We start from the raw sequence: 22,488 nt of genomic DNA on the forward strand, positions 1-22,488 counted from the left end.
GGCGCGCCCAAGACGAACGAGTTGACCACGACGGGCTTCACGCCCAACTTCCCGGCCTATCCCTCGGGCCATGCCACCTTCGGTGCGGCCGTCCTGCACATCACGCGCCTCTACCTCGCGTCGATTGGCAAGGCCACCCTCAACCCGGACGGGAGCGATGACGTCGGCTTCGACTTCATCTCGGAGGAGTTCGACGGGGTGAGCCGGGATGTCGATGGCAGCGTGCGCACCCGGCACGTCCGCCGCTATGCGAGCCTGCTGCAGGCGATCGTCGAGAACTCGGTGAGCCGCGTCTACCTGGGGGTGCACTGGCGGTTCGACGGCACGACGGGCGGCTACGACTCCGACGGCAAGGGCCCCTCCGCCACGTTCAACCCGGATCCCGACAGCGTGGTGGTGCCGCGCGACTCCATCGGAGGCGTGCCGCTGGGGCTCGGCATCGCCGAGGCCATCTTCAACAACGGGCTGAAGCCGAGCACCGCCAGCCTGGCCCAGGGGGTGCCCCCGCCGCCGGCCACGCCCTCCAAGGAGGAGCCCCTGGGCCGCCGGCGGGACAAGAAGGACAAGAAGAAGTAGCGGCGGCTCACTTCGAGTGGAGGCGGCGGCCATCGAAGCCGCCGGCTCTCCGATACGATTTGTCCGCCCCACCGACTGGCAGGGCACCCGCTGCCCCTCTCGCACACGCCGGCGGCGAGAGGGGCAAACAACGTGTTGAAGGATTACGGGGCGAGCATCCACGCGGGGTGGCGTAAGGTAGCAGGCTCCATGGTCTCCATCCGCTCTACTGCTCTCTGCTGCATCGTCGTGCTCGGCTTCGTCGCTGCTTGCGGCGAAGAGCCCACCTCCCGCCCCCTGTGCAACAGCGTCGGCGCCGTGCTGTGCGGCGGCGCCTGCGTGAGCACCGAGAGTGATTCGGCTCACTGCGGTGGTTGCGACAAGGCCTGCGCGACCGGCGAGGCGTGTGAGAGCGGCGTCTGCGTCGCGCTCTGTCAGATCGACGGCAAGCAGGTCGCCGCCGGGGCGGTGAACGAGGCGAATTCGTGCGAACAGTGCACGCCGGCGACGTCCGCGACCCAGTGGACGCAACGCGCGGACGGGACGTCGTGCAACCCGGGACAGGTCTGCTCGGCCGGCGTGTGCAGCCCGAAGTGCTTCATCGATGGCGTGGTCCACGCCGCGGGTACGCCGAACCCGGCGAACGCCTGCGAGACGTGCGTGCCGGCGGCTTCGACGACGAGGTGGACGGCGCGCGCGAGCGTTCCGCTGCTGGTCGGCGGCGACGACATCGCGGCGCAAGGCTGGACGACGGTCATGCAGACGCCGAACTCGCTCACGTACGGCGCCGACTACGTTCGCCTCGCGACGTCGACGAACAGCGGCGGATCGACGAGCGGGCAGTTGCTCATCACGCGGCCGAACGCATTCGACGCAGCGAAGCCGTTCAAGCTCCACGTGACGATGCAGGTCGAGTCGGTGAACAACCACAACTCGCTCGACAGCGGCGCGGCCATCATGGGGAGCTTCACGCCGCCGTTCGGCAACGGCACGGATCGTGCGCAGATGCTCTACCTCGACAACGCGGCGATCGGCTGGTCGGACGACACGCAGTCCGCGGCGTTCCCGGTGACCGGCGGCGGGTACCATGTCTACGAGCTGGCGGTGGATGCCGCGAAGGTGGCGACGGTGAGCATTGACGGCGTCACGAAGCTCACGCGGAACAACTTCACGGCGACCGGCACCCTCGCCATCGGCGACCAGACAAACGACCCGAACGTCGACGGAGCGGTGCGGATCAAGTCGGTCGAGCGGCTCTGTCCCTAGGGCCTCAACAGTTCCCCCATTTCTCTCATGCGCTACCCGGTGGAGAACCGAGCCACGGCACCCGGTTCCGTCATCGGCTCCCCCCTCCGCGGGCCAACCTGCTAGAACCCGCACCCCATGAGAAATTCGATTGCGCTTTGGGTGGGGGTCGCAGTCTGTCTGTTCGCGCCGGTGGCCTCGGCGCGCGACTGGTTCGTTCGCGCCGGCTCGGACGGCGACGGGTCGATGGCCCGGCCGTTCAGCGATCCGTGGGAGGCGCTCGACAAGGCCCAGTCGGGCGACGTCATCCACGTCGCGGGCGGCAAATACTTCGGCCGGCTCGGCAATGGCATGTGGGAGGTGCCCGTCGACGACCTGCAGCTGCTCGGCGGCTACGACGCGGACTTCAAGAGCCGCGATCCCTGGAAGAACCTGACCCAGCTGCTCTGGGACAAGAGCTCCAAGAACCGCCCGAAGCAGGAGCGGCTGCTGTCGGCCAAGAAGAGCACCGTCGTCGACGGCTTCACCCTCGATCAGCGAGACCAGTGCCCCTACGAGACGGCGGAGCAGCTCGGCCGCAAGGAGTACCCGTCCTGTGACGGCCCGATGCGGTTCGCGCTCCCGGCCATCGTGCGCAACTGCGTCATCGTGAACCCGGGCTTCGACGGCATCGTCGCGCCGGCCGGCTCCACCCTCGAGAACAACCTCGTGGTGAACGCGGTGAACTGGGGCATCAACATCAACAGCACCACCGACAAGCAGGCCGTCGCGGTGGTGAAGAACAACACCATCGCCTTCACCATGTCGTTCAAGGAGCCTGGCAAGGGCGCCTACAACGGCTCCGGCCTCGCGCTGAAGGCAAACGCCACCGTCACCGGCAACATCATCGCCTTCTCGGACAGCAACGGCATCTACATGACCGCCAACCCCGAGAAGAGCACGCTCGCCGACAACGTGTTCTTCATGAACCTCTACTCGAATCTGAAGTTCTTCTCCGACGGCAAGGACATGCCGGTCGACGACAAGGAGATGGACCTGCTCGAGGAGGTCGGCTTCAAGAAGGTCGCGAACAACGAGGTGAAGAATCCGCAGCTGCCGATCGACGCCGCGTGGCTGGACCAGGTCTCCAAGCGCACCGCCGCCACGCCCGGCAAGCTGACGATGGACGACTTCAACAAGGCGCGCCAGGCGCTCGGGCTCCCGATGATCGCCAAGGGCGGCACGCCACCGTCGGGGGTGGCCCCGGCGATGGACCTCGACAAGGCGCTCAAGCTGCTGGCGCCCAAGGGAGCGGGCCAGGCCGGCGCGCGGGTGAAGCCGCTGACCGTCAGCTTCCAGGAGGTGGCGGCCGCGGCGCCGGAGAAGGCGTACAAGCGGATGGAGGTCAGCGCGTGGCTGAGCAAGCCGGAGGGCGTGGAGGGCCAGCCGATCGAGCTCGTCGTCGCGCTGAGCTCGGTGGCGAACGTGAGCGGCGTGCCGGCCCCGTTCAAGCCGGATGAGCACGCGGGGGTGTTCCTGCACGAGCCGACGGGCAGCTACGGCCGGTTCGTCGGCTTCTACCGGAAGGGCTCCACCGTGCAGCGGGTCGCGGATGCCGCGACCGGCGACTGGGGAGGCTCTGGCCCTCCGCAGAAGCTCTTCCTCGCCAAGGGCACCGTCTACGTGATGAAGGGCTTCCCGAAGGCGGGCTTCTTCGTCGACAGCCTCGAGCCTTACGAGGCGGCCGCGGCGAAGGCCAGCAGCCGTCCGCAGGGCCGGGACTGGTTCGTGCGGGCGGGAGCGAGCGGCGGCGACGGGTCGCGCGAGAAGCCTTTCAAGGATCCATGGCAGGCGCTGGAGAAGGTCGAGAGCGGTGACTCCGTGCACGTCGCCGAGGGCGAGTACTACGGGAAGCTCAAGACGGGCCGCTGGAAGATCGACGCCCCCTTCATCTCGCTCATCGGCGGGTACGACGCGCAGTTCCGCGAGCGCAACCCGTGGAAGCACCCGACGCGCCTGTTCTCGCCCGCCGAGTACAAGGGCCGCCGCGATGGCTACGTCGTCGAGGGCACGGATGACCACACCGGCGCGGTGGTCGACGGCTTCGTGTTCGATCGCGCGACGGACAACAAGTACAAGCCGAATGGCGATCTCGACTACGACCAGTCGGAGAAGCTCGAGCACCTGTGGCTGTCGAAGCCCGAGTGCGTCGTCCGCAACAACCTGTTCGTGAACGGCGCGGAGGGCGCGGTCCGCATCGGCAGCGGCAACACGCTCGAGAACAACATCTTCATGAACCACCACACCCGCACGGTGGTGGTGCAGCGCGGCTTTGGCACCGCGCCGATCATCTTCCGCAACAACACCGTCGCCTTCTCGTGGGACATCCGGTTCGGGCAGGGCAATGGCCGCAACGGACATCTGCTGTCCGTGGAGAACGGGGTCAACGCGATCATCGACGGGAACATCTTCGAGTTCGCCGACAACGACGCGATCCGTCTGATGGCGAACCCCGCCGACGTGGAGCTCACGAACAACACGTTCAACCACAACCTCTGGTCGAACGTGATGCGGCCCCAGGAGAGCGTCACGGTCGATGACAAGACCTTTGGCCAGCTGAAGGACTTCAAGTTCAAGAAGCTCGCGGGCAACCAGGTCATCTCGGCGGGCCTGCCCGTCGACCAGAAGTGGTTCGACGCCTACCTGAACCGCACCGCCTACGTGCCGGGCAAGGTGACGATGGACGACTGGAACCAGCTGCGAGAGATGATCGGCCAGCCGGTGCTCGCCACCGGTGGGCAGGGACCGTCCGGCTTCATGCCGCTCTATCCGTGGGAGAAGGCCCTCGAGCTCTTCCCGGCGAACCCGAAGGTGACCGCCGGCGCGCGCGCGAAGGACCTGCCGGTCTCCTTCACCGGCGTGGCGAGGGCCGAGTCGAACTTCGACTATGAGGACGTCACCTGGGGCGACGCCGCGAAGAGCGCCGCGACGTGGGGCAACCTGGAGGGCAAGCGCGTCGCGATGCGCGTCGTCATCCGCGGCATCGACAACCAGTACCAGCTCCCGGAGCTCTCCAAGGACGAGTACACGGCCTTCACGGTCACCGGCCCCGAGGGAACCGACTCCGGCGGGCTGCCGATGCGGATGTACGTGAAGAAGGGCAGCAAGGCCGAGCGCGCGGTACGCCAGGCGAAGTCGTACAGCTCGGGGACGCCGGAGCAGTGGTACGTCATCAAGGGTGTGGCGCGCGAGCAGCGGCAGCTCATCGCCGAGGTCATCGAGCGCGCCGACTGAGGGCCCGGCTCTGCGCTCGGTGACTGACGACGGACAGGGCGCCTCGGCGTCCTGTCCGTCTCAATCTGGTCCGATCAAGGCGGCGGGCAACCTCGATTGGAAGCGGCGGGAATCGAACCCGCGCCAGGCACTCCCTTCATGAAGCAGCCCCGTCTTTCCAGGCGGGCACCGTCTGGGTGATTCAAACCTCGTCGAACCGGGCGCCCGTCACGCCCAGTCGTTGCATCGCCTCCTTGATGCGCTCCGAGACGATGAGGGCAATCTCCCATCCCCAGGGACGGAAGAGGTGTACGCCTCCGACTTGAGTGGGATCGATCCTCAAGCCGTACACGGAAAAATATTGCCCGGTCTTCTCTGGTACTCCGTCTTCGGGCATCCAGTGATTGACCTCTTCGCAAGCGGCATCATCGATACATTTCACGACGCGCAGCACATTCAAGAGGCAATATTGCTCAGGCTGTGTCTCAACGTTCGCCGGGATGAGCTGTACGTCGGTCGGTGCCAGTTCGGCCAGGACCGAGGCCACCTTGGCGTGGACGACGGGTGCTGTATCCGCCAGGGAGAAGTCGAGCGCTCTTCCGGGCTGGAGGAAGGGAACTCGAACAGGACCGGTGACGCGTAGCGGCTGGCCCTTGAGGAATACGCCACTTAGAGGCTGGCCCGTCCGTGCATCGGTCGGGGTTCCCAGTATCCAACCTCCCGGGACATTCACGTCGTCCATCAGTTGGAAGTAGCGCATTCGCCGCGTATCCCTATCCTGCCGCAGGTGTTGTAATCAACTGGTTCAGTCTTGTCCCAGGAGTCGAGCACTCCACGCCCAATCGCCAAAGCGCTCGCGTGAGTCGTTCACGGCATTGCACCACGCCGACGCAGTCATCCGTGGCGAGCTTCAATACGTCACGAACCTGCCGATGGTACTGCTCGGGATGCGGGCCCCGGTGGCCTTTGACCCTCACCGTGTTGGCGGGGTCGTTCATGGTCATTCCCGCCTTTTCGAATATCTCTCGGAACCTTGGCGTCCACGGCCCTCCACGGGCGTCGGACGTGTCATTCTTGTTGGTGGCGATGTGGTGGATGTCTCCGTCCTCGTCCTCCTCCTCCTCGTCGAGCCGGGCGGGCTTGGGGGCAGGGGACTTGCTGGCCTGCTCGATTTCCGATTTGACCTGTTCGGCCGCGCGGCCGATTTCCCGGAGTTGCTCTTCCAGCACCCGTTTCTGACGGGATTCATAGAGCGTGGGATCCTCATCGCTCTGGATGGTGACCAGGGAGAGGAAGATAACGCCCACTCTCCCGAGCACCGAGACCGTGCTTCGGGCCGCCGTGGCCTCGCCTTCGGCCGCGAGAACCTCGGAGCTTGCCGCGGTGCTCGCTTTGGCGGTGACCATCGTTCGTCCCGTGTTCGCGACGAACTGGTTGTAGTCCGCCAGGGCTTTTTCCGCGCCCGCGAGCTTGCCGCTGAGCAATGCCCACTGTTCCGGCGTGAGCTGGCCACGAGTCGCCGTCAATGCCGCCTTCGCATGGTCCAGACGCGCGGCGATCTCCGCGCTCGTGTCGCCGTAGGCGGGGCCTGTCCCGAGCAGAAGCGCAGCCACCGCGAGCCATGCCCTGACTGCCTTCGCTGACATTTCAGTCTCCTTGGAGTACGCGAGCGTAAACGAGCATCGGGCTCACCCACCATCAAGCTGCCCGGCTGACTCCTTGCGCATCTCCTCGTCCAGCGCGGCGATACCCGGTTGCCCACGGCGAGTGCACGCCTGGCCCCTGCGCGAGGGCCACATAAGGCTGCGTGGTGTTGAAGCTCAAGGCAACCTCTCCTGGAAGCGGCGGGAATCGAAGCCGCCGCCTCCTGCCTCTGTTGGCTCAGCGGCCGTCGCGGGCCATGGAGTTGCCCAGCAGGCCGCGCGCCCGCACCACCAGCTTCGCGAACTCCTCGCGGTCCGCCTGGCCGTCGATGGCGCCCTCGGCGAGCTTCTGCATCGTGGCCAGGTTCCACCCCTGGGCGCTCGGGCTGCCGCGCAGCACGTCCGCCGTGGCCGCCACCGCCAGCGCGAAGCGGAAGTCCGCCGAGGCCCCATCCAGCGTCGCCCGCATCAGCTTCTGCTCGAAGGGGAAGGCCTGCTCGGCCGCCTCGGTGCCGTTGGGCGCCTTGGCGCGGATGCGCACCGTGCCCAGCGGCGCCTTCTCGCCCGTCAGCTCCACCTCGTACACCGCCGTCACGCTGTGGCCCGCGCCGATCTCTCCCGCGTCCACCTTGTCGTCACGGAAGTCCTTGTCCGCGATGTCCCGGTTCTCGTAGCCCACCAGCCGGTAGCGGCTCACCACCTTCGGGTCGAACTCCACCTGGATCTTCACGTCCTTGGCGATCACCTCCAGCGTCCCGGTGAGCTGCGTCTCGAAGACCTTCCTCGCCTCCTTGTAGCTGTCGATGTAGAAGCAGTTGCCGTTGCCCTTGTCGGCCAGCTTCTCCATCAGGTCGTCCCGGTAGTTGCCCATGCCGAAGCCGATGGCGGACAGGGTGACGCCCTCCTTCACGAATCCCTGGATGCTGTTGAGCATGGCATCCGCGGAGACGTTGGGGCCGATGTTCGCATCACCGTCCGTGAGCACCACCACGCGCGACACCGCGTTGCCCGAGGCCTTCTTCACCGCGTGCTTGTAGGCCATCTGCATGCCCGAGCCCATGGCCGTGCCACCGCCGGACTCCAGCGTGTCGATGGCCTTGTAGATGGCCTCCAGGTTGGTGGCCGGCGTGGGCGAGAGCACGTCCCGCGTGCTGCCCGCGTAGGTGACGAGCGCCACCGTGTCGTTCTCGTTGAGGTTCTTCACCGCCAGCTTCATCGCCTCCTTGGCCAGCGGCAGCTTGTCCGGCTGGCTCATGGAGCCACTGGTGTCCACCAGGAAGACCAGGTGCGCGGGCTTGCGCTGCGAGCGCGACACCACCTTGCCCTGCACGCCCACGCGCACGAAGTGGCGCTTCGCGTCGAAGGGCGAGGGCGCTCCCTCGAGGTGCACCGTGAAGGCGCCCTGCTCGGGCGGCGCGTAGCGGTACTTGAAGTAGTTGACGAACTCCTCCACCCGGACGGCGGCGTGCGGCGGCAGCGCTCCCTGGTTGAGGTAGCGGCGCGACACCGCGTACGACGCCGTGTCCACGTCCACCGCGAAGGTGGAGAACCGATCCTTCGCCGTCTCGGTGAAGGCATTGGCGGCGTGGTGGGTGAAGCTGTTGCCCTGCGACTGCGGCTCCGGCTGCTGCACGGCCATGCCCCCCGCGGGCATCGAGCTCATCCGAACGGGAGCAGGAGGAGGCGGCGGCGTGGCGGGGGCGCCTGCCGCGGTGCCCATCATCGGTTCCACCGCCACCGGCCCGGCGAGGGAGGATTGCGGAGTGCCCGGGGCAGCGCGCTTCGCGGGCATCGGCTTCGGGCTCGGCCTGGCGACATCGGCCTTCGCTTCAGAGGCCGCCGCGATAACCCCATCGTCGTCCGACTCGGCCCGCGCGGGCGTGGGTTCCGGCGGGGCAGGGGCGGCGGCCTCCTCCTTCGAGGCCTCGCGCGTCTGGGACTGCCACGCGACCGACTGCTCGGCGCTTCCCCTCGTGCTGGGCGCGTAGCTACAGGCGGGGACGAGGCTCAGGGCGAGGGCGGCGCTCCCCCAGCGGGTCAGGCGGTTCGGCTTGGTCGAGGACATGTGCGCTCCGGTTGTTTCCGTGGGAACGGACGCTCGGAACGCACCACCCGCGATTTGGGTTTATTCGGGCCGGGCGATTTTTTCCCCGAAGCCCTCGCGCAGCGTCTCCCCGAGGAACCGGCCCGCCCGGCGCACCGCGTTCCGGGCCGCGTCCAACCCGACGCACAGCCCGTACGTCAGGCCGATCAGCACCACCGTCAGCAGCGTGTACTGGCCCCAGCCGCTCCGGCCTCCCCACATCTTCTCGAAGGAGAATCCGAAGATGTGGAAGTAGATCAGCGCCTCGTGGAAGAAGTACGCGGACATGGACGACGTGCCGAACGTCTCCACGAAGCGGCGCACCCGGGAGGGCTCCCCATTCGAGGCCGTCCGCCGCTCCAACTCCATCAGCCCGAGCAGCAGCAGGCACACCCACATCCAGCGCTCGGCCGCGTTGGACGGGTTGGTGACGAAGAAGCGGTGCTCCGGGTACATGTCGCGCAGCGGCTCCGCCGCCATCCAGCCCGCGAACCCGAGCCCCACGAGGAACAGCAGGGCCCGGACGAGCCCCGCGCGGCCCTGCTCACCGGCCACGGCCCCCGCGTACGCCCCGAGCCACGTGAAGCCCAGCCACGGCAGCAGGGGGAAGACGGCCCCGGTGGACTTGTTGAGCACGTAGGCCCACGGCCCCTGCGCGGCCTCGCCCAGCGGCGAGAGGAAGAAGACGACGAGCGCCAGCGCCAGCGCCACGCCTCGCAGCACCCGCGGCCTCGAGGCCAGCCAGGCCGCCACGGGCAGGACGAGCAGCAGCGACAATCCCACGCAGTGGAGGATGTCCAGGCGCACCAGCCACTTCGGCTCGCGGAACAGGGGGAACCACATCCAGTTGACCAGCGTGGCCACGCCGAGCACCTGCAGGGCCCGGCGCAGGTTGCGCCCGAACCGCTCGCTCCGCTTGCCACTCGCGGCGCTGCGGACCAGCAGCATCGCGAGCGCGAAGCCCGCGGCGAAGAGGAAGGACGGCGCCACCAGCCCGTCGATCATGAGCAGGTGCTTCGTCGTCTTGCTCTGGCGCAGCTCGGGGGTCAGCAGCACCAGCGCGTGGCACTGGACCATGAACAGCACGGCGATGCCGCGCAGCCAGTCGATGGCGCGGACGCGCTCGGAAGTGGGGGAGGCACTCATGGCAGGCAGGCGAGCTCGGGTTCGGGGGCTTCGGCGTCCTGGTGCTGCAGCAGGCAGCGGATGGCGTTCGCGTCTGGCGCGTCCCCACCCCAGGAGCGCCGCCACAGCAGGCCGGCGACACGCGTGGGAATCCGCGAGTCCGGAGCGACGATGGCGCGGATCACGCCGTTGCTGCCGGCCTTCGCCTCCTGACGCAAGGACTCCAGCGTGGCGACGATCTCGGGGCAGCCCTCGGGACAGTTGTAGAGGAAGACCGCGTGCCCGTGCTCCAGGTTGTGCAGCCACACGCACCGGTTCTGCTCGGCGTCGTGGACCCGGCAGCGCACGGTGTCACCGCAGTGGTCCCCGCTCGTGGGCGGGTTCAGCCCGTCTCCGCACGCGGTGCTCGTGCAGGTGAGGTGCCTCGCGGTCGCGGGCGGGGGGGACAGGGTGATGCCGTAGCGGGAACAGTCCTCGGGGTCGCTCGGGCCACAGGCGAGCAGGGAGGACAGCAGCAGGGCGGGGAGGGCACGGTGGAACAGGGACATCGGGGCCCTCTTACCACGGGTGCAACGCATGGGCTCAACCCGGGACACGCGATACCGTCACCCCGACCCTCTCCCGGAGGGCGAGGGAGGAGGGGGCGCGGGATTGTGTCCTCGTGGATGGGGCGGTTTCTTGGAGGCCCTGCTCGTGAACACCCCCGTCACTTTGAAGGTGCGCTGCCCGAGGGCCTTCCTCTACGGTTGCGCCCCGACATGAACAGCACCTCTCCCTTCAAGTCCCTCGTGCGCGCGGCCCTCGTGGTCGTCCCGCTCATCACTTCCTGTACGCCCTCGGCGCATGGCTCCACCGCCGGCTCCGCCGAGGAGACGCGCCCCGCCGCCGCCGCGCACGCCGCGGAGCCCCAGAAGCCCGCCGAGGCCGCGCAGCCCACCGCCGAGGACGCGCGCCAGTTCGCCGCCCGGTTGAACGCGGACCTCAAGCGTCTGTGGACGCGGCAGGCCACGGCCGACTGGGTCAAGGCCACGTTCATCACCGAGGACACCGAGCGGATCGCGGCCTTCGTCAACGAGGAGGTGCTGGCCTACGTCAGCGAGGCCATCAAGCAGGCCGCGCGCTTCAAGGACGTGCAGGGCCTGGACGCGGACACCTCGCGCACGCTGCACCTGCTGCGGGTGTCCTCCACGCTGCCCGCGCCGAGCGATGCGGAGAAGCGCGCGGAGCTGGCCGCCGTCGCCGTGAAGCTCGATGCCCTCTACGGCAAGGGCAAGTACTGCGGCAAGGACGGCAAGGGTCAGTGCAAGGACCTGGGCGAGCTGTCCGATGTGCTGGCCAAGAGCCGCAACTACGACGAGCTGCTGGAGGCGTGGACGGGCTGGCACACCATCTCGACGCCCATGCGCCCGCTCTACCAGCGGCTGGTGGAGCTCTCCAACGAGGGCGCCCGGGAGATCGGCTTCGCGGACACCGGCGCGCTCTGGCGCTCCAACTACGACATGCCGCCCGAGGCCTTCGAGAAGGAGGCCCAGCGGCTGTGGGGGCAGGTGAAGCCCCTCTATGACGATCTGCACTGCTACGTGCGCGCCAAGCTGGCCAGGCAGTACGGCGAGGACAAGGTGCCCGCTGGCAAGCCCATTCCCGCGCACCTGCTCGGCAACATGTGGTCCCAGGAGTGGAACAACATCTACTCCATGGTGGAGCCCTACAAGGGCCAGCCCAGCCTGGACGTGGACGCCGAGCTGAAGCGGCAGAACTACGACGCCCTCCGCATGGTGAAGCTGGGCGAGAGCTTCTTCACCTCGCTGGGGCTCAAGCAGCTCCCGGAGACGTTCTGGCAGCGCTCGCAGTTCACCAAGCCGAGGGACCGCGAGGTGATGTGCCACGCCAGTGCCTGGGACATCACCTACGACAACGACGTGCGCATCAAGATGTGCATCAAGCCCACCGAGGAGGATCTGATCACCATCCACCACGAGCTGGGCCACGACTACTACTACACGTACTACTACAAGCTCCCGGTGCTCTATCAGTCCGGCGCGCATGACGGCTTCCACGAGGCCATCGGCGATGCGATCACCCTCTCCATCACCCCGGGCTACCTCAAGCAGCTGGGCCTGCTGAAGGAGGTCCCCAAGGGGGACAAGGGCCTCATCAACCTGCAGATGAAGGACGCCATGGAGAAGGTGGCCTTCCTGCCCTTCGGCCTGCTGGTGGACCAGTGGCGCTGGGAGGTCTTCTCCGGGCGGGTGAAGCCGGAGGACTACAACAAGGCCTGGTGGGCGCTGCGCGAGAAGTACCAGGGCGTGCGCGCGCCGGTGGAGCGCACCGAGAACGACTTCGATCCGGGCGCCAAGTACCACGTCCCCGCCAACGTCCCCTACACGCGCTACTTCCTGGCGCGCATCCTCCAGTTCCAGTTCCACCGCGCGCTCTGCCAGGCCGCGGGCCAGAAGGGCGCCCTCCACGAGTGCTCCATCTACGGCAACAAGGAGGCCGGCAAGCGGCTCCAGGCCATGCTCGAGATGGGCGCCAGCAAGCCCTGGCCGGACGCGCTTGAGGCCCTCACCGGCCAGCGGGAGATGGATGCCTCGGCGATGCTGGAGTACTTCGCCCCGCTGCGCACCTGGCTCCAGGAGCAGAACAAGGGCCAGAAGTGCGGCTGGTAGGGCATCCCGGGAGTAGACACGGGTAGAGGCCCCGCCTACACTTTACGCCCGTCTGGTTGGGGTCCGACCAGCCAGGTGCGGGCGCCGGATTTCGGCGCCCGTCTGTCTGAAAGAAGAAGAGAGCAAATGGCAACTGGTACCGTGAAGTGGTTCAACGATGCGAAGGGCTTCGGGTTCATCACGCAGGATGGCGGTGGCGAGGACGTGTTCTGCCACCACTCCGCCATCAACATGGATGGGTTCCGTACCCTGGCCGAGGGTCAGCGGGTCGAGTTCGAGGTGACCCGGGGTCCCAAGGGCCTGCAGGCGCAGAACGTGCGCGCGGCGTAATCCGGCTGGCTTCGTCGCGTTGTTCCTGAAAAGGGTCCGTCCCCTGGGGGCCGGGCCCTTTTTCATGTCTGGAGTCCTCGCGTGTCCCTCTCCCCATCCAGGTTCCTCGTGAAGCGTGCCGCGTTGTTTCCCCTGCTGGCCGCGCTCGGTTGCGCGTCCGGCCCGTCCCCTGTCCCGGCGGGTGCTCCGCCCGCGGAGGCCCGTCCCATGAAGCACACCGCCGATCTCCCCGCCCTGAAGGCCGAGCTCGTCTCCCGTCATGGCGAGGCGCAGCGGGCCCGCATCGAGCGGGGCGTGGAGCAGGTGGCCGCGCTGTGGCGCGACGAGGACGGGGACCTGGCCGCCTTCGTGCGCGAGCACTTCGTCACCGGCGAGACGCAGCTCGAGGCCACCCTGGCCCGGTTGGAGACGGCCTTCGAGCAGATCGACGGCCACATGAATGAGATCAGCCGGGAGCTGCGGCGCCCCACGGACCTGGACCTCGGGCCGCTGCTGCCGGTGGATTCGCTGCTGGCCGCGTATGCCCCGGCCGCGCACGCCACCGAGGATCTCTTCCGGGCGAAGCCCGGCTTCGTGGCGCTGCTCAACTTCCCGCTCACCACGCTGGCCGAGCGGATGGAGAAGGGCCCCGGCTACACGCGCCGCCAGTGGGCCGAGGCCCGGCTCACCGGCCGCTTCAGCAGCCGCGTGCCCGCCGAGGTGCGCCAGTCCTCCGCGCGCGCGGGCGCGGACGCGGACCTCTACGTCGCCGAGTACAACGTCTGGATGCACCACCTGCTGGACGAGCAGGGACGCCGGCTCTTCCCCTCGGGGATGCGGCTGATCAGCCACTGGAACCTGCGGGACGAGCTGAAGTCCCGCTACGCGGATGCAGAGGGCGTGGCGAAGCAGCGGATGATCGTCAAGGTGATGGAGCGGATCGTCACGCAGAGCATCCCCGCGGCGGTCATCGACAACCCTCGGGTGGACTGGAATCCGTTCACCAACGAGGTGAAGGCGGCGCCGGCCAGCGAGGTGGAGAAGGACGCGCCCGAGCGCCCGGTGGTGCTGGACGGCAAGCGTGAGGAGGACGTGCGCTACGCGAAGCTGCTGGCGCAGTTCCACGCGGCGCGGATGGAGGATCCGTACGTGCCGGTGGCGCCCACGGCCGTTGCCCGCAGCTTCGAGCTGGGGCGCGAGCTGCCCGAGGCCCGGGTGAAGGCGCTGCTGGAGCAGGTGCTGACGTCACCGCTGGTGCCCCGGGTGGCCAAGGAGATCGAGTCCCGGCTGGGCCGGAAGCTGGAGCCGCAGGACCTGTGGTACGCCGGCTTCAAGTCGAGCGGGATGCTGTCCGAGGACGAGCTGAACGCGCTGACGCGCCAGCGCTACCCGACGGCGGAGGCATTCGCCAAGGATCTGCCGCGCATCCTCCAGGGGCTGGGCTTCTCGAAGGAGAAGGCGGCCTTCCTGGCGGCGCACATCCGGGTGGATGCCTCGCGTGGGGCGGGACACGCGCTGCAGGCGGCCCGGCGCGGAGACTTCCCCCGGTTGCGCACGCGGGTGGGCCCGCAGGGCATGGACTACAAGGGCTACAACATCGCCGTGCACGAGCTGGGGCACAACGTGGAGCAGGTGTTCTCGCTCTACTCGGTGGACCACACGTTGCTGGCGGGCGTGCCCAACAGTGCCTTCACCGAGGCGCTGGCCTTCGTCTTCCAGGCGAGGGACCTGGAACTGCTGGGACGTGCGAAGCCGGACGCGGCCAGTGAGCGCGAGCGGGTGCTCAACGACTTCTGGCAGACGTGGGAGATCGCCGGGGTGGCGCTGGTGGACGTCGCCGTGTGGCACTGGCTGTACGAGCACCCGGACGCCACGCCCTCACAGCTGCGCGAGGCGGTGGTGCGCATCGCCCGGGAGACGTGGGACCGGTACTACGCGCCGGTGCTGGGAGGGCAGGGGACGCCGCTGCTCGGCATCTACAGCCACATGATCTCCTATCCCCTGTACCTGATCGACTATCCGATGGGACACCTGATCTCCTTTCAGATCGAGGAACACCTGAAAAAGGCAGGCAACCTGGGAGCGGAGTTCGAGCGGATGGCGAGCCAGGGCGCGCTGACGCCGGACGTGTGGATGACGAACGCCACGGGTGCTCCGGTGAGCGCCGAGCCGTTGCTGCGGGCCACCGAAGCCTCGCTCGCCCGCTGAATGGCGCCGGGCGCGGTCCCGGGTGTTCAGTTTCAGTCAAATGTTGTATGGATTCTCGCGTCATCGGGCCTGGAGTGAACATCCGGGCCCCTGCTTGCGAGAAAGCCCTTGACCACCACCGCTGAACTGAACGCCCTGACGGCAGGTGTAGACCCGCGAGCCTTCGATCCCTTCTCCTGGTTCAACATCATCGGGGAGATTGGCTGTGTCTTCTGGATCATCGCCTATGTCTTCGCCATCCGGCAGGGATTCAGGGACCGGGCGTATGGGCTCCCCCTTGTCGCCATCTGTCTGAACTTCGCCTGGGAATTCCTGGCGTCCTGGGTCATCCCGAATCCCGTGCCGCTGTGGCATGCGTTCGACCGCATCTGGTTCTTCGTGGATGTGGTGATCGTCTACCATCTGCTGCGCTACGGGGCCTCGCTGCAGCGCATCCCCGAGGTGCGCCGCTACTTCTACCCGATCGTGGCGGTGACCACGGTGATGGGAGGCATCGGGCTCTACACCTTCTATCTCCAGTACCGGGACATCCTCGCGCTGGTGGGCGCGTTCATGGTCAACCTCATCATGAGCGTGTCCTTCATCTTCTTCTATTTCGAGCGCCGCCATCAGGGAGGGCGTGGGCTGTCGGTGCCGGCGGCGTGGTGCAAGATGTTGGGGACGCTCGGCACGTCCATCGAGTGTCACTACGTCATCGGCCTGGCCGAGCCATGGCTGCCCAGCCTGTCCTTCCTGCACTTCGTCTGTGTGTCCATCTTCCTGGTGGATCTGCTCTACGCGGTGATGGTGACGAGGTGGGCGGCCCAGGTGGCGCGTGGACAGGTGACGCCGCTCGAGCAGGTGGAGCCGCGGGAGCCGATGCTCGAGGCCGCCTGAGTCCATGTCCGGAAACGTGCCGCTGAGCGGACGGGTGTGTCTGGTGACCGGGGGGGCGTCCGGTATCGGTTGGGCGCTGGTGAAGGCCCTGGCGCGCGAGGGCGCCTGCGTCCATGCGTGTGATGTGTCCACCGAGAACCTCGCGCGGGTGGAGGAGGAGGCGCGCCGCGAGGGCCTGGCCGTGCACCTGGCCCGCTGCGACGTGGCGGACCGGCGGGACACGGAGCGCTGGGTGGCGGACGTGGTGGCGCGCGAGGGGCGGGTGGACGTGCTCGTCAACAACGCCGCCTTCATCCGCTGGGAGTCCGTGGAGGCCATGCCGGTGGAGGACGCCGAGCGCACCATGCGGGTGGGCTATGACGGCATGGTGTACGCGACGCGCGCGGTGCTCCCGCACATGCGGGCGGCCGGCCGCGGGCACATCGTCAACCTCGGCTCGCTGGTGGGGCGTGTCTTCGTGAAGGGGCCCTCGGCGGCCTATGCCGCGGTGAAGGCCGCCATCGACGCCTATACGCAGGTGCTGCAGATCGAGCTGGAGGGCTCGCCCCTGCGCGTCACGCTCGTCCGGCTGGCGGCGGTGGCGGGCACGCAGTTCTTCGGGCGCCACGTGGACTCCGCGCGCATGCCGCGCATCGCGGACCTGGTGCCCCCGCTGGCGCCCGAGGCGGTGGCGAAGGCGCTCGTGCGGGCGATCCGGCGGGGCGAGCACCACGTGGATCTGCCGCGCTTCCTGCCCGCCGTGTACCTGCTCTTCGCGCTCGCCCCGGGCCTGACGCGCTGGTTCGCCACCGTGGGTGGGGCGGGGCGCCGGGACTATTCGCTACCTCGCGGCGGTGTCCGCACGGGAGATCCGTCATGACGCAACAGACCGAGTTGGCCGAGGTTCCCTATCCGCCCGCCCCCTGGCACATGCGCGGGGAGTGCTGGGGAGGGTGGGTGAAGGCGGACCGGGACGTTCCCTGTCCGGCGCCCTGGAAGCCGCTGCTCTCCTCGCGCATGGCCATGGTGGTGCTGATGCGCTACCGCGAGGGGACGCTCCAGTATGACGAGCTGATGGTGGGCCCGCTGGTGCGGCACGGCCTGCGCATGGGCCTGTGGATCCCCCATATCTGGGTGACCAGCGAGGCGTCGCTCTGGGGCGGCCGCCGCATGTGGAGACTCCCGAAGGAGCTGGCCACCTTCTCGTGGGAGGAGGGGCGCGTGCGGGTGGCGGACGCCTCGGGTCCCATCGCCACGTTCGGGCTGGGGCAGCGCTCGGGCTTCTGGCCCCCGCTCCCGGTGCCCATGCCTGGCGTCGGAGGCGCTCCGGGCGGGTGGACCACCTTCGTGGGGTGGATGAGCGCGCGGATCGCACCGGGAGGACTCCGGGTGGACGAGTGGTCGGAGCGTTTTCCGTTCCGCCTCCAGGGCCCGGCCTCGTTCAGCGTCAGGGCCCAGAACATGTCCCTCACCGTGCCCGGTCCCACCGTCGTGACCGGGTTCTGAAGGAGGAGAGAGCCATGATGTACGACTTCGATCTGAGCGCCCTGCGCGACGCCATGCGCGCGCCGTTTCCCAGCATCGCGCCCCAGCTCGAGCCCTTCTACGCCATGCTCGAGTACCACCTGGGCTGGCGGGACGAGCGGCTCCAGCCCCAGTTCGGCGCGGCGGGCAAGCTCGTCCGGCCGCGGCTGTGCACGCTCGCCTGTCTCGCGGTGGGGGGACAGGCCGAGCAGGTGCGTCCGCTCGCGGCCGCCCTCCAACTGCTGCACGAGATGACGCTCGTGCACGACGACATCCAGGATCGCAGCGAGCAGCGCCGTGGCCGCTCCACGGTGTGGCGCCGCTGGGGCGATGCCCAGGCCATCAACGTGGGGGATGCGCTGCTCATCCTCGGGCAGATGGCGCTCGAGCGCCTGATGGCCGCGGGCTACCCGCCCAAGCTGGTGCTGGACATCATCCGCGCCATCAACCAGACGGCGCTCGCCATCTGCGAGGGGCAGTACCTGGACCTCGCCTTCGAGGAGCGGCTGGATCTCACCGAGGCGGACTACCTCGCCATGGTGGAGCGCAAGACGGCGCGCCTGCTGGGCATCTCGCTGCGCACGGGCGCGCTGGCGGGGGGCGGTTCCCACGACGCGGCCACCCGCCTGGAGGAGTATGGGATCGCGCTCGGCCTGGCCTATCAGGCCCAGGATGACGTGCTCGGCATCTGGGGAGATCCGGTGGTGACGGGCAAGCCCGTGGCGGATGACCTGTACCGCCGCAAGAAGAGCCTGCCCGTCGTCCACGCGCTGTCCCACGCGGTGCCGGAGGATCGCGAGCACCTGCGGACGCTGCTCACCACCCCCGAGCCGGCCGACGCGCACGTGCAGGAAATGCTGGACATCCTCGCGCGGGCCGGCTCGCGAGCCGCCACCGAGCAGACGGTGTCCCGCTACTCGCGCCTCGCGTGCGATGCGCTGGCGAAGGTGCCCCAGTGCCCGCCCGCGGTGCGCGAGGAGCTGCAGACGTTGGCGATGGCGCTCAAGCTGCGGACGTCATAGGCACGAGGGAATGTCGATGGAAACCCACTCGGTGGACGTGTCGCCCCCGCTGGCCCGGCCGGGCAGTGCCCTGGACCGGTTGTGCCGCGTCACCTCGTACGTGCTGCACCCGGTGTTGATGATGCTGGCCACCTCGCTGCTGCTGTCCCTGTACGCGCACGGCAACGCGCCGAGGGCCCTGGGCGAGGCGAGCCTGCTGCTGCTCGGGCTGCTGCCGGGCCTGCTCTACCTCGCGGTGGGGGTGGCGCGGGGCAAGTTCAGCCACCTGCACCTCCTCAACAAGGAGGAGCGCCACGTCGTCCTTCCGCTGGTGGTGCTAGGCCTGCTGGCGGTGTTCCTCTCGTACAAGCTGGTGGGCGCGCCCGTGGAGCTGGAGCGGGGCGTGGCGCTGGGCACGCTCGGAGGCGTGGGCGTGGTGGCCATCACCCGCTTCTGGAAGATCAGCCTGCACTCGTCCGTGGGGGCGGGTTGCGCGGCGCTCTTCGCCACCACGTCGCCCGTCACCTTCGGGGTGCTGGGAGCGCTGGCCCTGCTCTCCGGCCTGTCGCGCCTGCCCATCCGCCACCACACGCCCGCCCAGGTGCTGGTGGGCTGGGCGTATGGGCTCGCGGTACCGCTGTTTCTCCAAGCCGTGCTGCCGCCCCTGTGAGCGGCGGGGTGGGGGGCACGAACTCCGCCCCCCACCCGGGACTGCCTACTTCTTGGGCTGCGGCTCCGCCCGGGGCACGTCCGCGCCCTGGCCGCCGATGCTGAGCAGCTCGATCTCGAACACCAGGGTGGAGTTGGGCGGGATGTAGGGGGGCGAGCCCTGCTCGCCATAGGCCACCTTCGACGGGCACACGAGCTGCGCCTTGCCGCCCACCTTCATCTTCTGCACGCCCTCGGTCCAGCAGGCGATGACGCTGCCGAGGGGGAACTCGGCGGGCTCGCCCCGTTTGTAGGAGCTGTCGAACTCGGTGCCGTTGATGAGGGTGCCGCGGTAGTTCACCTTCACCTTGTCGGTCGCCTTGGGGCTGGGGCCCGTGCCGGCCTTGAGCTCCTTGTAGACGACGCCCGAGGGCAGCTTCTTGGCGCCTTCCTCCTTGGCGGCGGCCTCCAGGAACTTCTGTCCGGCGCGCTCCTGCCGAGACTTGGCGAGCGGCTGCAGGTTGGCCCCGTACTTCTCCAGCTCCACCGCCGGCTTGGCACCCGTGGCCGCGTCCGTGATGCCCTTCTTGACGAGCTCGAGCTCCGCCGGGCTCAGATCGAACATCTTGACGCTCCGGCCGATCGACAGCCCCAGCGCGTAGATCGTCTTCTCCTCCTCGGTCTTGAGCTCCTGTGCATTCGCCTGCAGCCCGGTGAGGGCGAGCATGACCGCGGCCAACATTCCCAATCGCATGTGACTCCGCCTTTCCTTCAGTGACGGCGGAACAATAGGTCCGCCCGTCTCTTCCCGCTGGCGGTTTTCTTGCCCTCCGGCCGGATGCCCCTACGCTCGCCACAGGTTGCTGCGGCGCTGAAGCGTGCTGTAGCGGTGTCCCGGCCATCGGGAGGGCGAGAGAGATGAGCGACAAGCGGAAGAACGCGCGGGTTCCCCTCGACATCTACCTGAACAAGTACATGGGGGGCGTGCCGTACATGGCGCGCGCCGCCGACATCAGCCAGGAGGGAGTGAGCCTGGCGCGCCTGCTCGAGCCCGAGCAGGACACCCGGCGCGTGGGGCTCCAGTTCCAGCTCCCTGGCTCCACCGAGGTCATCTACGCCGAGGGCGAGGTGGTGCGCGAGTGGGTGGAGGCCGGCGCGAGCCAGGACGAGCGCTCGGGCGTGCGCTTCACGCTGCTCACCCAGCGGCACCGCCAGTTGATTGATGACTACGTGACACGCAGCGCGCAGGCGCACTGAGCCGCGCCCCGTTGGCGGGGGGGCGGGCGGGCCTTCCTTGACCTGACTCGGAGGGGGCCGGTTGAATCCGGCGCTCCGAGAAACGGGAGTGGGGAGGTTCACGTGAGGCGTGCACTGTGGGCGTGGGTGCTGGCGGTTCCGCTGTCGGCACTGGCGCAGGGTAACGGGGTGGATTGGCAGCGGCAGGTCCTCCGGGTGACGGGAGATGGGCCGCCGGACGTGAAGGCCTCCAACCCGTCCCAGGCGAGGTTGGGCGCGGAGCGCTCGGCGAAGGAGGACGCCTTCGCGGATCTGCTGGAGCAGGTGAAGGGCCTGCGCCTGCGCGCGGACAGGACCGTGGGCGAGGAGATGGCCCGCGAGGAGACCCGCCGGCAGATCGAGGACGTGCTGCGCGGCTACAAGGTCGTCCAGAAGCGCTACTTCTCCGATAGCGGCGTGCAGATGGAGGTGGAGGTGCCGCTCGGGGCGTTGACCTCGGTGCTGGTGACTCCGGCGTCCGCGGGCACCGCCGCGCCCGCCACGGCGGAGCCAGCGGAGACGAAGCCGGCGGAGACGAAGAAGGACGCGCGGGCGAAGCACACCGGGCTGGTGGTGGACGCGCGGAAGCTGGGCATGACGCCGGTGCTGGCGCCGCGGGTGCTCGATGAGTCCGGCCAGCCGCTCTATGGCCTGGAGGCGTTGTCCGCCGAGGCCCGGAAGAGCACGGGCGTGGCGGGCTTCTTCAAGAGCCTGGAGGCGGCCCGGAAGTCGGAGCTGGTGGGCGCGAAGCCGCTGGTGCTCGAGGCGGCGCGGCTGCAGGGCTCGGATCTGTTGCTGGGGCCGGACGCGGCGAAGGCACTCGCGGGGCTGGACCCGCGCCTCCTGGCCGAGGGCCGGGTGGGGATCCTCATCAAGTAGAGGCGCGCGATGGACCCGGAGAGGACGAAGCGGAGTCGTGGGGGGTGGGCCCTGGTGGGGCTGGTGCTCGGGTGTGCCTCGGGGCCCGGGCAGGTGGAGTCTCCGGCGGCGGATCAGGCGCGCGAGCTGATGCGCGCCATGCGCTCGCGCAACGGCAACCTGTTGTTGCGGTGCGAGCCCGAGGACGCCGAGGTGTACCTGGACGGAGTGCTCCAGGGCGTGTGCACCGACTTCGGTGGCAAGCCGAGCGGGCTGCGGGTGGGCCTGGGGCTGCACCGCATCGACGTGAAGAAGGACGGCTACTGGCCGTACACCACGTACTTCGAGCCCAGCAATGCCCGGGCGGGGCTGACGATCACGCTCAAGTCGATGGCGCCGGAGCGCGGCGGCTCGGACTGATCCACCGCGAGAGCTCCTGAGACAGGGAACAGGAGCCTTTCGCGTAGCGGCCTGTAGCACCCTGTAGCGGCTGCTACATGTATCACGTGCGGGGGCCGATATTCCGGCTCCGCGGAGCGTTGACGCCCGGAGGATCAGCGGAGCCGGGGCTAGACGATGCGGGTGGGACGGCGCAGATCGCGGGGCATGGATCACGCCGATCAGTGCGGCCTTCTCGTGTTCGAGGAGGGTGGCACGGCGTTCCCTACGCCGGGGGAACAGGACGTGGACACCAGGAGCCGGACCCAGGGGAGGCGTTGAGCATGGCCGGGTTGGACTGGGTACAGGTGGACGTGGGGTTTCCCATGAGCCTCCCCGTGGTGTGCGCCGCTCGCACCCTGGGGATGGAGCGCCGGGCCTTCGTGGGGGCCATGGTGGAGCTGCAGATCTGGGCGGTGCAGGCCGGGGCACCGTCCGTGGACGTGTCCACGGAGGCGGGCCGCCGCTGGCGGGAGTGCCTCGCGTGGCTGCATGACCATGGGAAGCGGTACGCCCTGACGTGGCTGGCGCAGGCCCGGGCTGTGGACGTGGAGGACGGACGCCTGGTGCTCGAGGTGCCGGACGCGCACTTCCGCCAGTGGGTGCAGGAGCACTACGGCCAGATGGTGGAGCAGCTCGCCCGGGAGCTGGGTCTCGAGGGCGTGTGCTGGCGGGTGGCCGAGGGCATCCGTGCGCCGCTTCTGGGATAGACCGGGTAGTATCCAGCGGACGAACGGAAGAGGAGCCCGCCATCGGACGCAACAAGAGAGGCAAGGCGCGCGCGGAGAAGGCGCCAGTGG

Annotated in this window: 21 protein-coding genes; 15 read left to right on the forward strand and 6 right to left on the reverse strand. The window is 68.6% G+C overall.

Annotated features, from left to right (window positions below; all coding sequences use genetic code 11):
• The 3 genes from VFZ09_RS05940 to VFZ09_RS05950 form a co-directional block, all read left to right on the forward strand.
• Positions 1-576 (forward strand): phosphatase PAP2 family protein (locus VFZ09_RS05940; RefSeq protein ID WP_329726500.1); only part of this gene is annotated, 576 nt, incomplete at its 5' end.
• A 189-nt stretch (positions 577-765) separates the two neighbouring features.
• Positions 766-1,821, forward strand: coding sequence for a hypothetical protein (locus VFZ09_RS05945; protein ID WP_329726501.1), 1,056 nt, complete (start codon positions 766-768; stop codon positions 1,819-1,821).
• 141 nt (positions 1,822-1,962) lie between these two features.
• The gene (locus VFZ09_RS05950) at positions 1,963-5,073 is read left to right on the forward strand and encodes a hypothetical protein (RefSeq protein WP_329726502.1); all 3,111 of its coding nucleotides are present in this window, start codon (positions 1,963-1,965) and stop codon (positions 5,071-5,073) included.
• Positions 5,074-5,254: 181 nt separating this feature from the next.
• Here VFZ09_RS05950 and VFZ09_RS05955 read toward each other — a convergent pair whose 3' ends face one another.
• From VFZ09_RS05955 to VFZ09_RS05975, 5 genes are all read right to left on the reverse strand, one after another.
• Entirely contained in the window at positions 5,255-5,812 is a 558-nt protein-coding gene (locus tag VFZ09_RS05955) for an imm11 family protein (protein ID WP_329726503.1), read from the reverse strand.
• 13 nt (positions 5,813-5,825) lie between these two features.
• Positions 5,826-6,698, reverse strand: a complete 873-nt coding sequence (locus tag VFZ09_RS05960) for an AHH domain-containing protein (protein ID WP_329726504.1) — start codon at positions 6,696-6,698, stop codon at positions 5,826-5,828.
• 235 nt (positions 6,699-6,933) lie between these two features.
• The gene (locus VFZ09_RS05965) at positions 6,934-8,760 is read right to left on the reverse strand and encodes a vWA domain-containing protein (RefSeq protein WP_329726505.1); all 1,827 of its coding nucleotides are present in this window, start codon (positions 8,758-8,760) and stop codon (positions 6,934-6,936) included.
• 60 nt (positions 8,761-8,820) lie between these two features.
• Positions 8,821-9,924: a heparan-alpha-glucosaminide N-acetyltransferase domain-containing protein gene (locus VFZ09_RS05970; protein ID WP_329726506.1), complete on the reverse strand. Its 1,104-nt coding sequence runs from the start codon at positions 9,922-9,924 to the stop codon at positions 8,821-8,823.
• On the reverse strand, positions 9,921-10,451 hold the full coding sequence (locus tag VFZ09_RS05975) for a DUF3105 domain-containing protein (RefSeq protein ID WP_329726507.1): 531 nt from the start codon (positions 10,449-10,451) through the stop codon (positions 9,921-9,923). The genes VFZ09_RS05970 and VFZ09_RS05975 overlap by 4 nt, the downstream gene beginning before the upstream one ends.
• A 210-nt stretch (positions 10,452-10,661) precedes the next feature.
• Here VFZ09_RS05975 and VFZ09_RS05980 point away from each other — a divergent pair, with 210 nt between their 5' ends.
• From VFZ09_RS05980 to VFZ09_RS06015, 8 genes are all read left to right on the forward strand, one after another.
• Positions 10,662-12,572 carry a M2 family metallopeptidase gene (locus VFZ09_RS05980; RefSeq protein ID WP_329726508.1) on the forward strand — a complete coding sequence of 637 codons (1,911 nt, stop codon included), beginning with the start codon at positions 10,662-10,664 and terminating at the stop codon, positions 12,570-12,572.
• 126 nt (positions 12,573-12,698) lie between these two features.
• Positions 12,699-12,902, forward strand: coding sequence for a cold-shock protein (locus tag VFZ09_RS05985; protein WP_324951851.1), 204 nt, complete (start codon positions 12,699-12,701; stop codon positions 12,900-12,902).
• Positions 12,903-13,109: 207 nt separating this feature from the next.
• Complete coding sequence (locus VFZ09_RS05990; RefSeq protein ID WP_329726509.1) at positions 13,110-15,089, forward strand: hypothetical protein; 1,980 nt, start codon at positions 13,110-13,112, stop codon at positions 15,087-15,089.
• 108 nt (positions 15,090-15,197) lie between these two features.
• Positions 15,198-15,965, forward strand: coding sequence for a hypothetical protein (locus tag VFZ09_RS05995; RefSeq protein WP_329726510.1), 768 nt, complete (start codon positions 15,198-15,200; stop codon positions 15,963-15,965).
• A gap of 4 nt (positions 15,966-15,969) precedes the next feature.
• Positions 15,970-16,824: an SDR family oxidoreductase gene (locus tag VFZ09_RS06000; protein WP_329726511.1), complete on the forward strand. Its 855-nt coding sequence runs from the start codon at positions 15,970-15,972 to the stop codon at positions 16,822-16,824.
• Positions 16,821-17,450 (forward strand): acetoacetate decarboxylase family protein, encoded by a 630-nt coding sequence (locus VFZ09_RS06005; protein WP_329726512.1) that lies wholly within the window; start codon positions 16,821-16,823, stop codon positions 17,448-17,450. Before VFZ09_RS06000 ends, VFZ09_RS06005 begins: the two co-directional genes overlap by 4 nt.
• Positions 17,451-17,464: 14 nt before the next feature.
• Positions 17,465-18,490 (forward strand): polyprenyl synthetase family protein, encoded by a 1,026-nt coding sequence (locus VFZ09_RS06010; protein WP_329726513.1) that lies wholly within the window; start codon positions 17,465-17,467, stop codon positions 18,488-18,490.
• A gap of 10 nt (positions 18,491-18,500) precedes the next feature.
• Positions 18,501-19,139, forward strand: a complete 639-nt coding sequence (locus VFZ09_RS06015) for a hypothetical protein (RefSeq protein ID WP_329726514.1) — start codon at positions 18,501-18,503, stop codon at positions 19,137-19,139.
• A 45-nt stretch (positions 19,140-19,184) separates the two neighbouring features.
• Here VFZ09_RS06015 and VFZ09_RS06020 read toward each other — a convergent pair whose 3' ends face one another.
• On the reverse strand, positions 19,185-19,871 hold the full coding sequence (locus VFZ09_RS06020; RefSeq protein WP_414640675.1) for an FKBP-type peptidyl-prolyl cis-trans isomerase: 687 nt from the start codon (positions 19,869-19,871) through the stop codon (positions 19,185-19,187).
• A 164-nt stretch (positions 19,872-20,035) separates the two neighbouring features.
• On the opposite strand from VFZ09_RS06020, the gene VFZ09_RS06025 reads away from it, so the two are divergent.
• From VFZ09_RS06025 to VFZ09_RS06040, 4 genes are all read left to right on the forward strand, one after another.
• A complete protein-coding gene (locus VFZ09_RS06025; protein WP_329726515.1) occupies positions 20,036-20,374 on the forward strand; it encodes a PilZ domain-containing protein in 339 nt (112 codons plus the stop codon).
• A gap of 102 nt (positions 20,375-20,476) precedes the next feature.
• On the forward strand, positions 20,477-21,271 hold the full coding sequence (locus VFZ09_RS06030) for a hypothetical protein (RefSeq protein ID WP_329726516.1): 795 nt from the start codon (positions 20,477-20,479) through the stop codon (positions 21,269-21,271).
• Positions 21,272-21,280: 9 nt separating this feature from the next.
• Complete coding sequence (locus VFZ09_RS06035) at positions 21,281-21,670, forward strand: PEGA domain-containing protein (protein WP_329726517.1); 390 nt, start codon at positions 21,281-21,283, stop codon at positions 21,668-21,670.
• Positions 21,671-21,972: 302 nt separating this feature from the next.
• Positions 21,973-22,398, forward strand: coding sequence for a DnaA N-terminal domain-containing protein (locus VFZ09_RS06040; protein WP_329726518.1), 426 nt, complete (start codon positions 21,973-21,975; stop codon positions 22,396-22,398).
• Positions 22,399-22,488: the final 90 nt, after the last annotated feature.

It is taken from the genome of Archangium sp. (assembly GCF_036277355.1).
GTDB lineage: Bacteria > Myxococcota > Myxococcia > Myxococcales > Myxococcaceae > Archangium.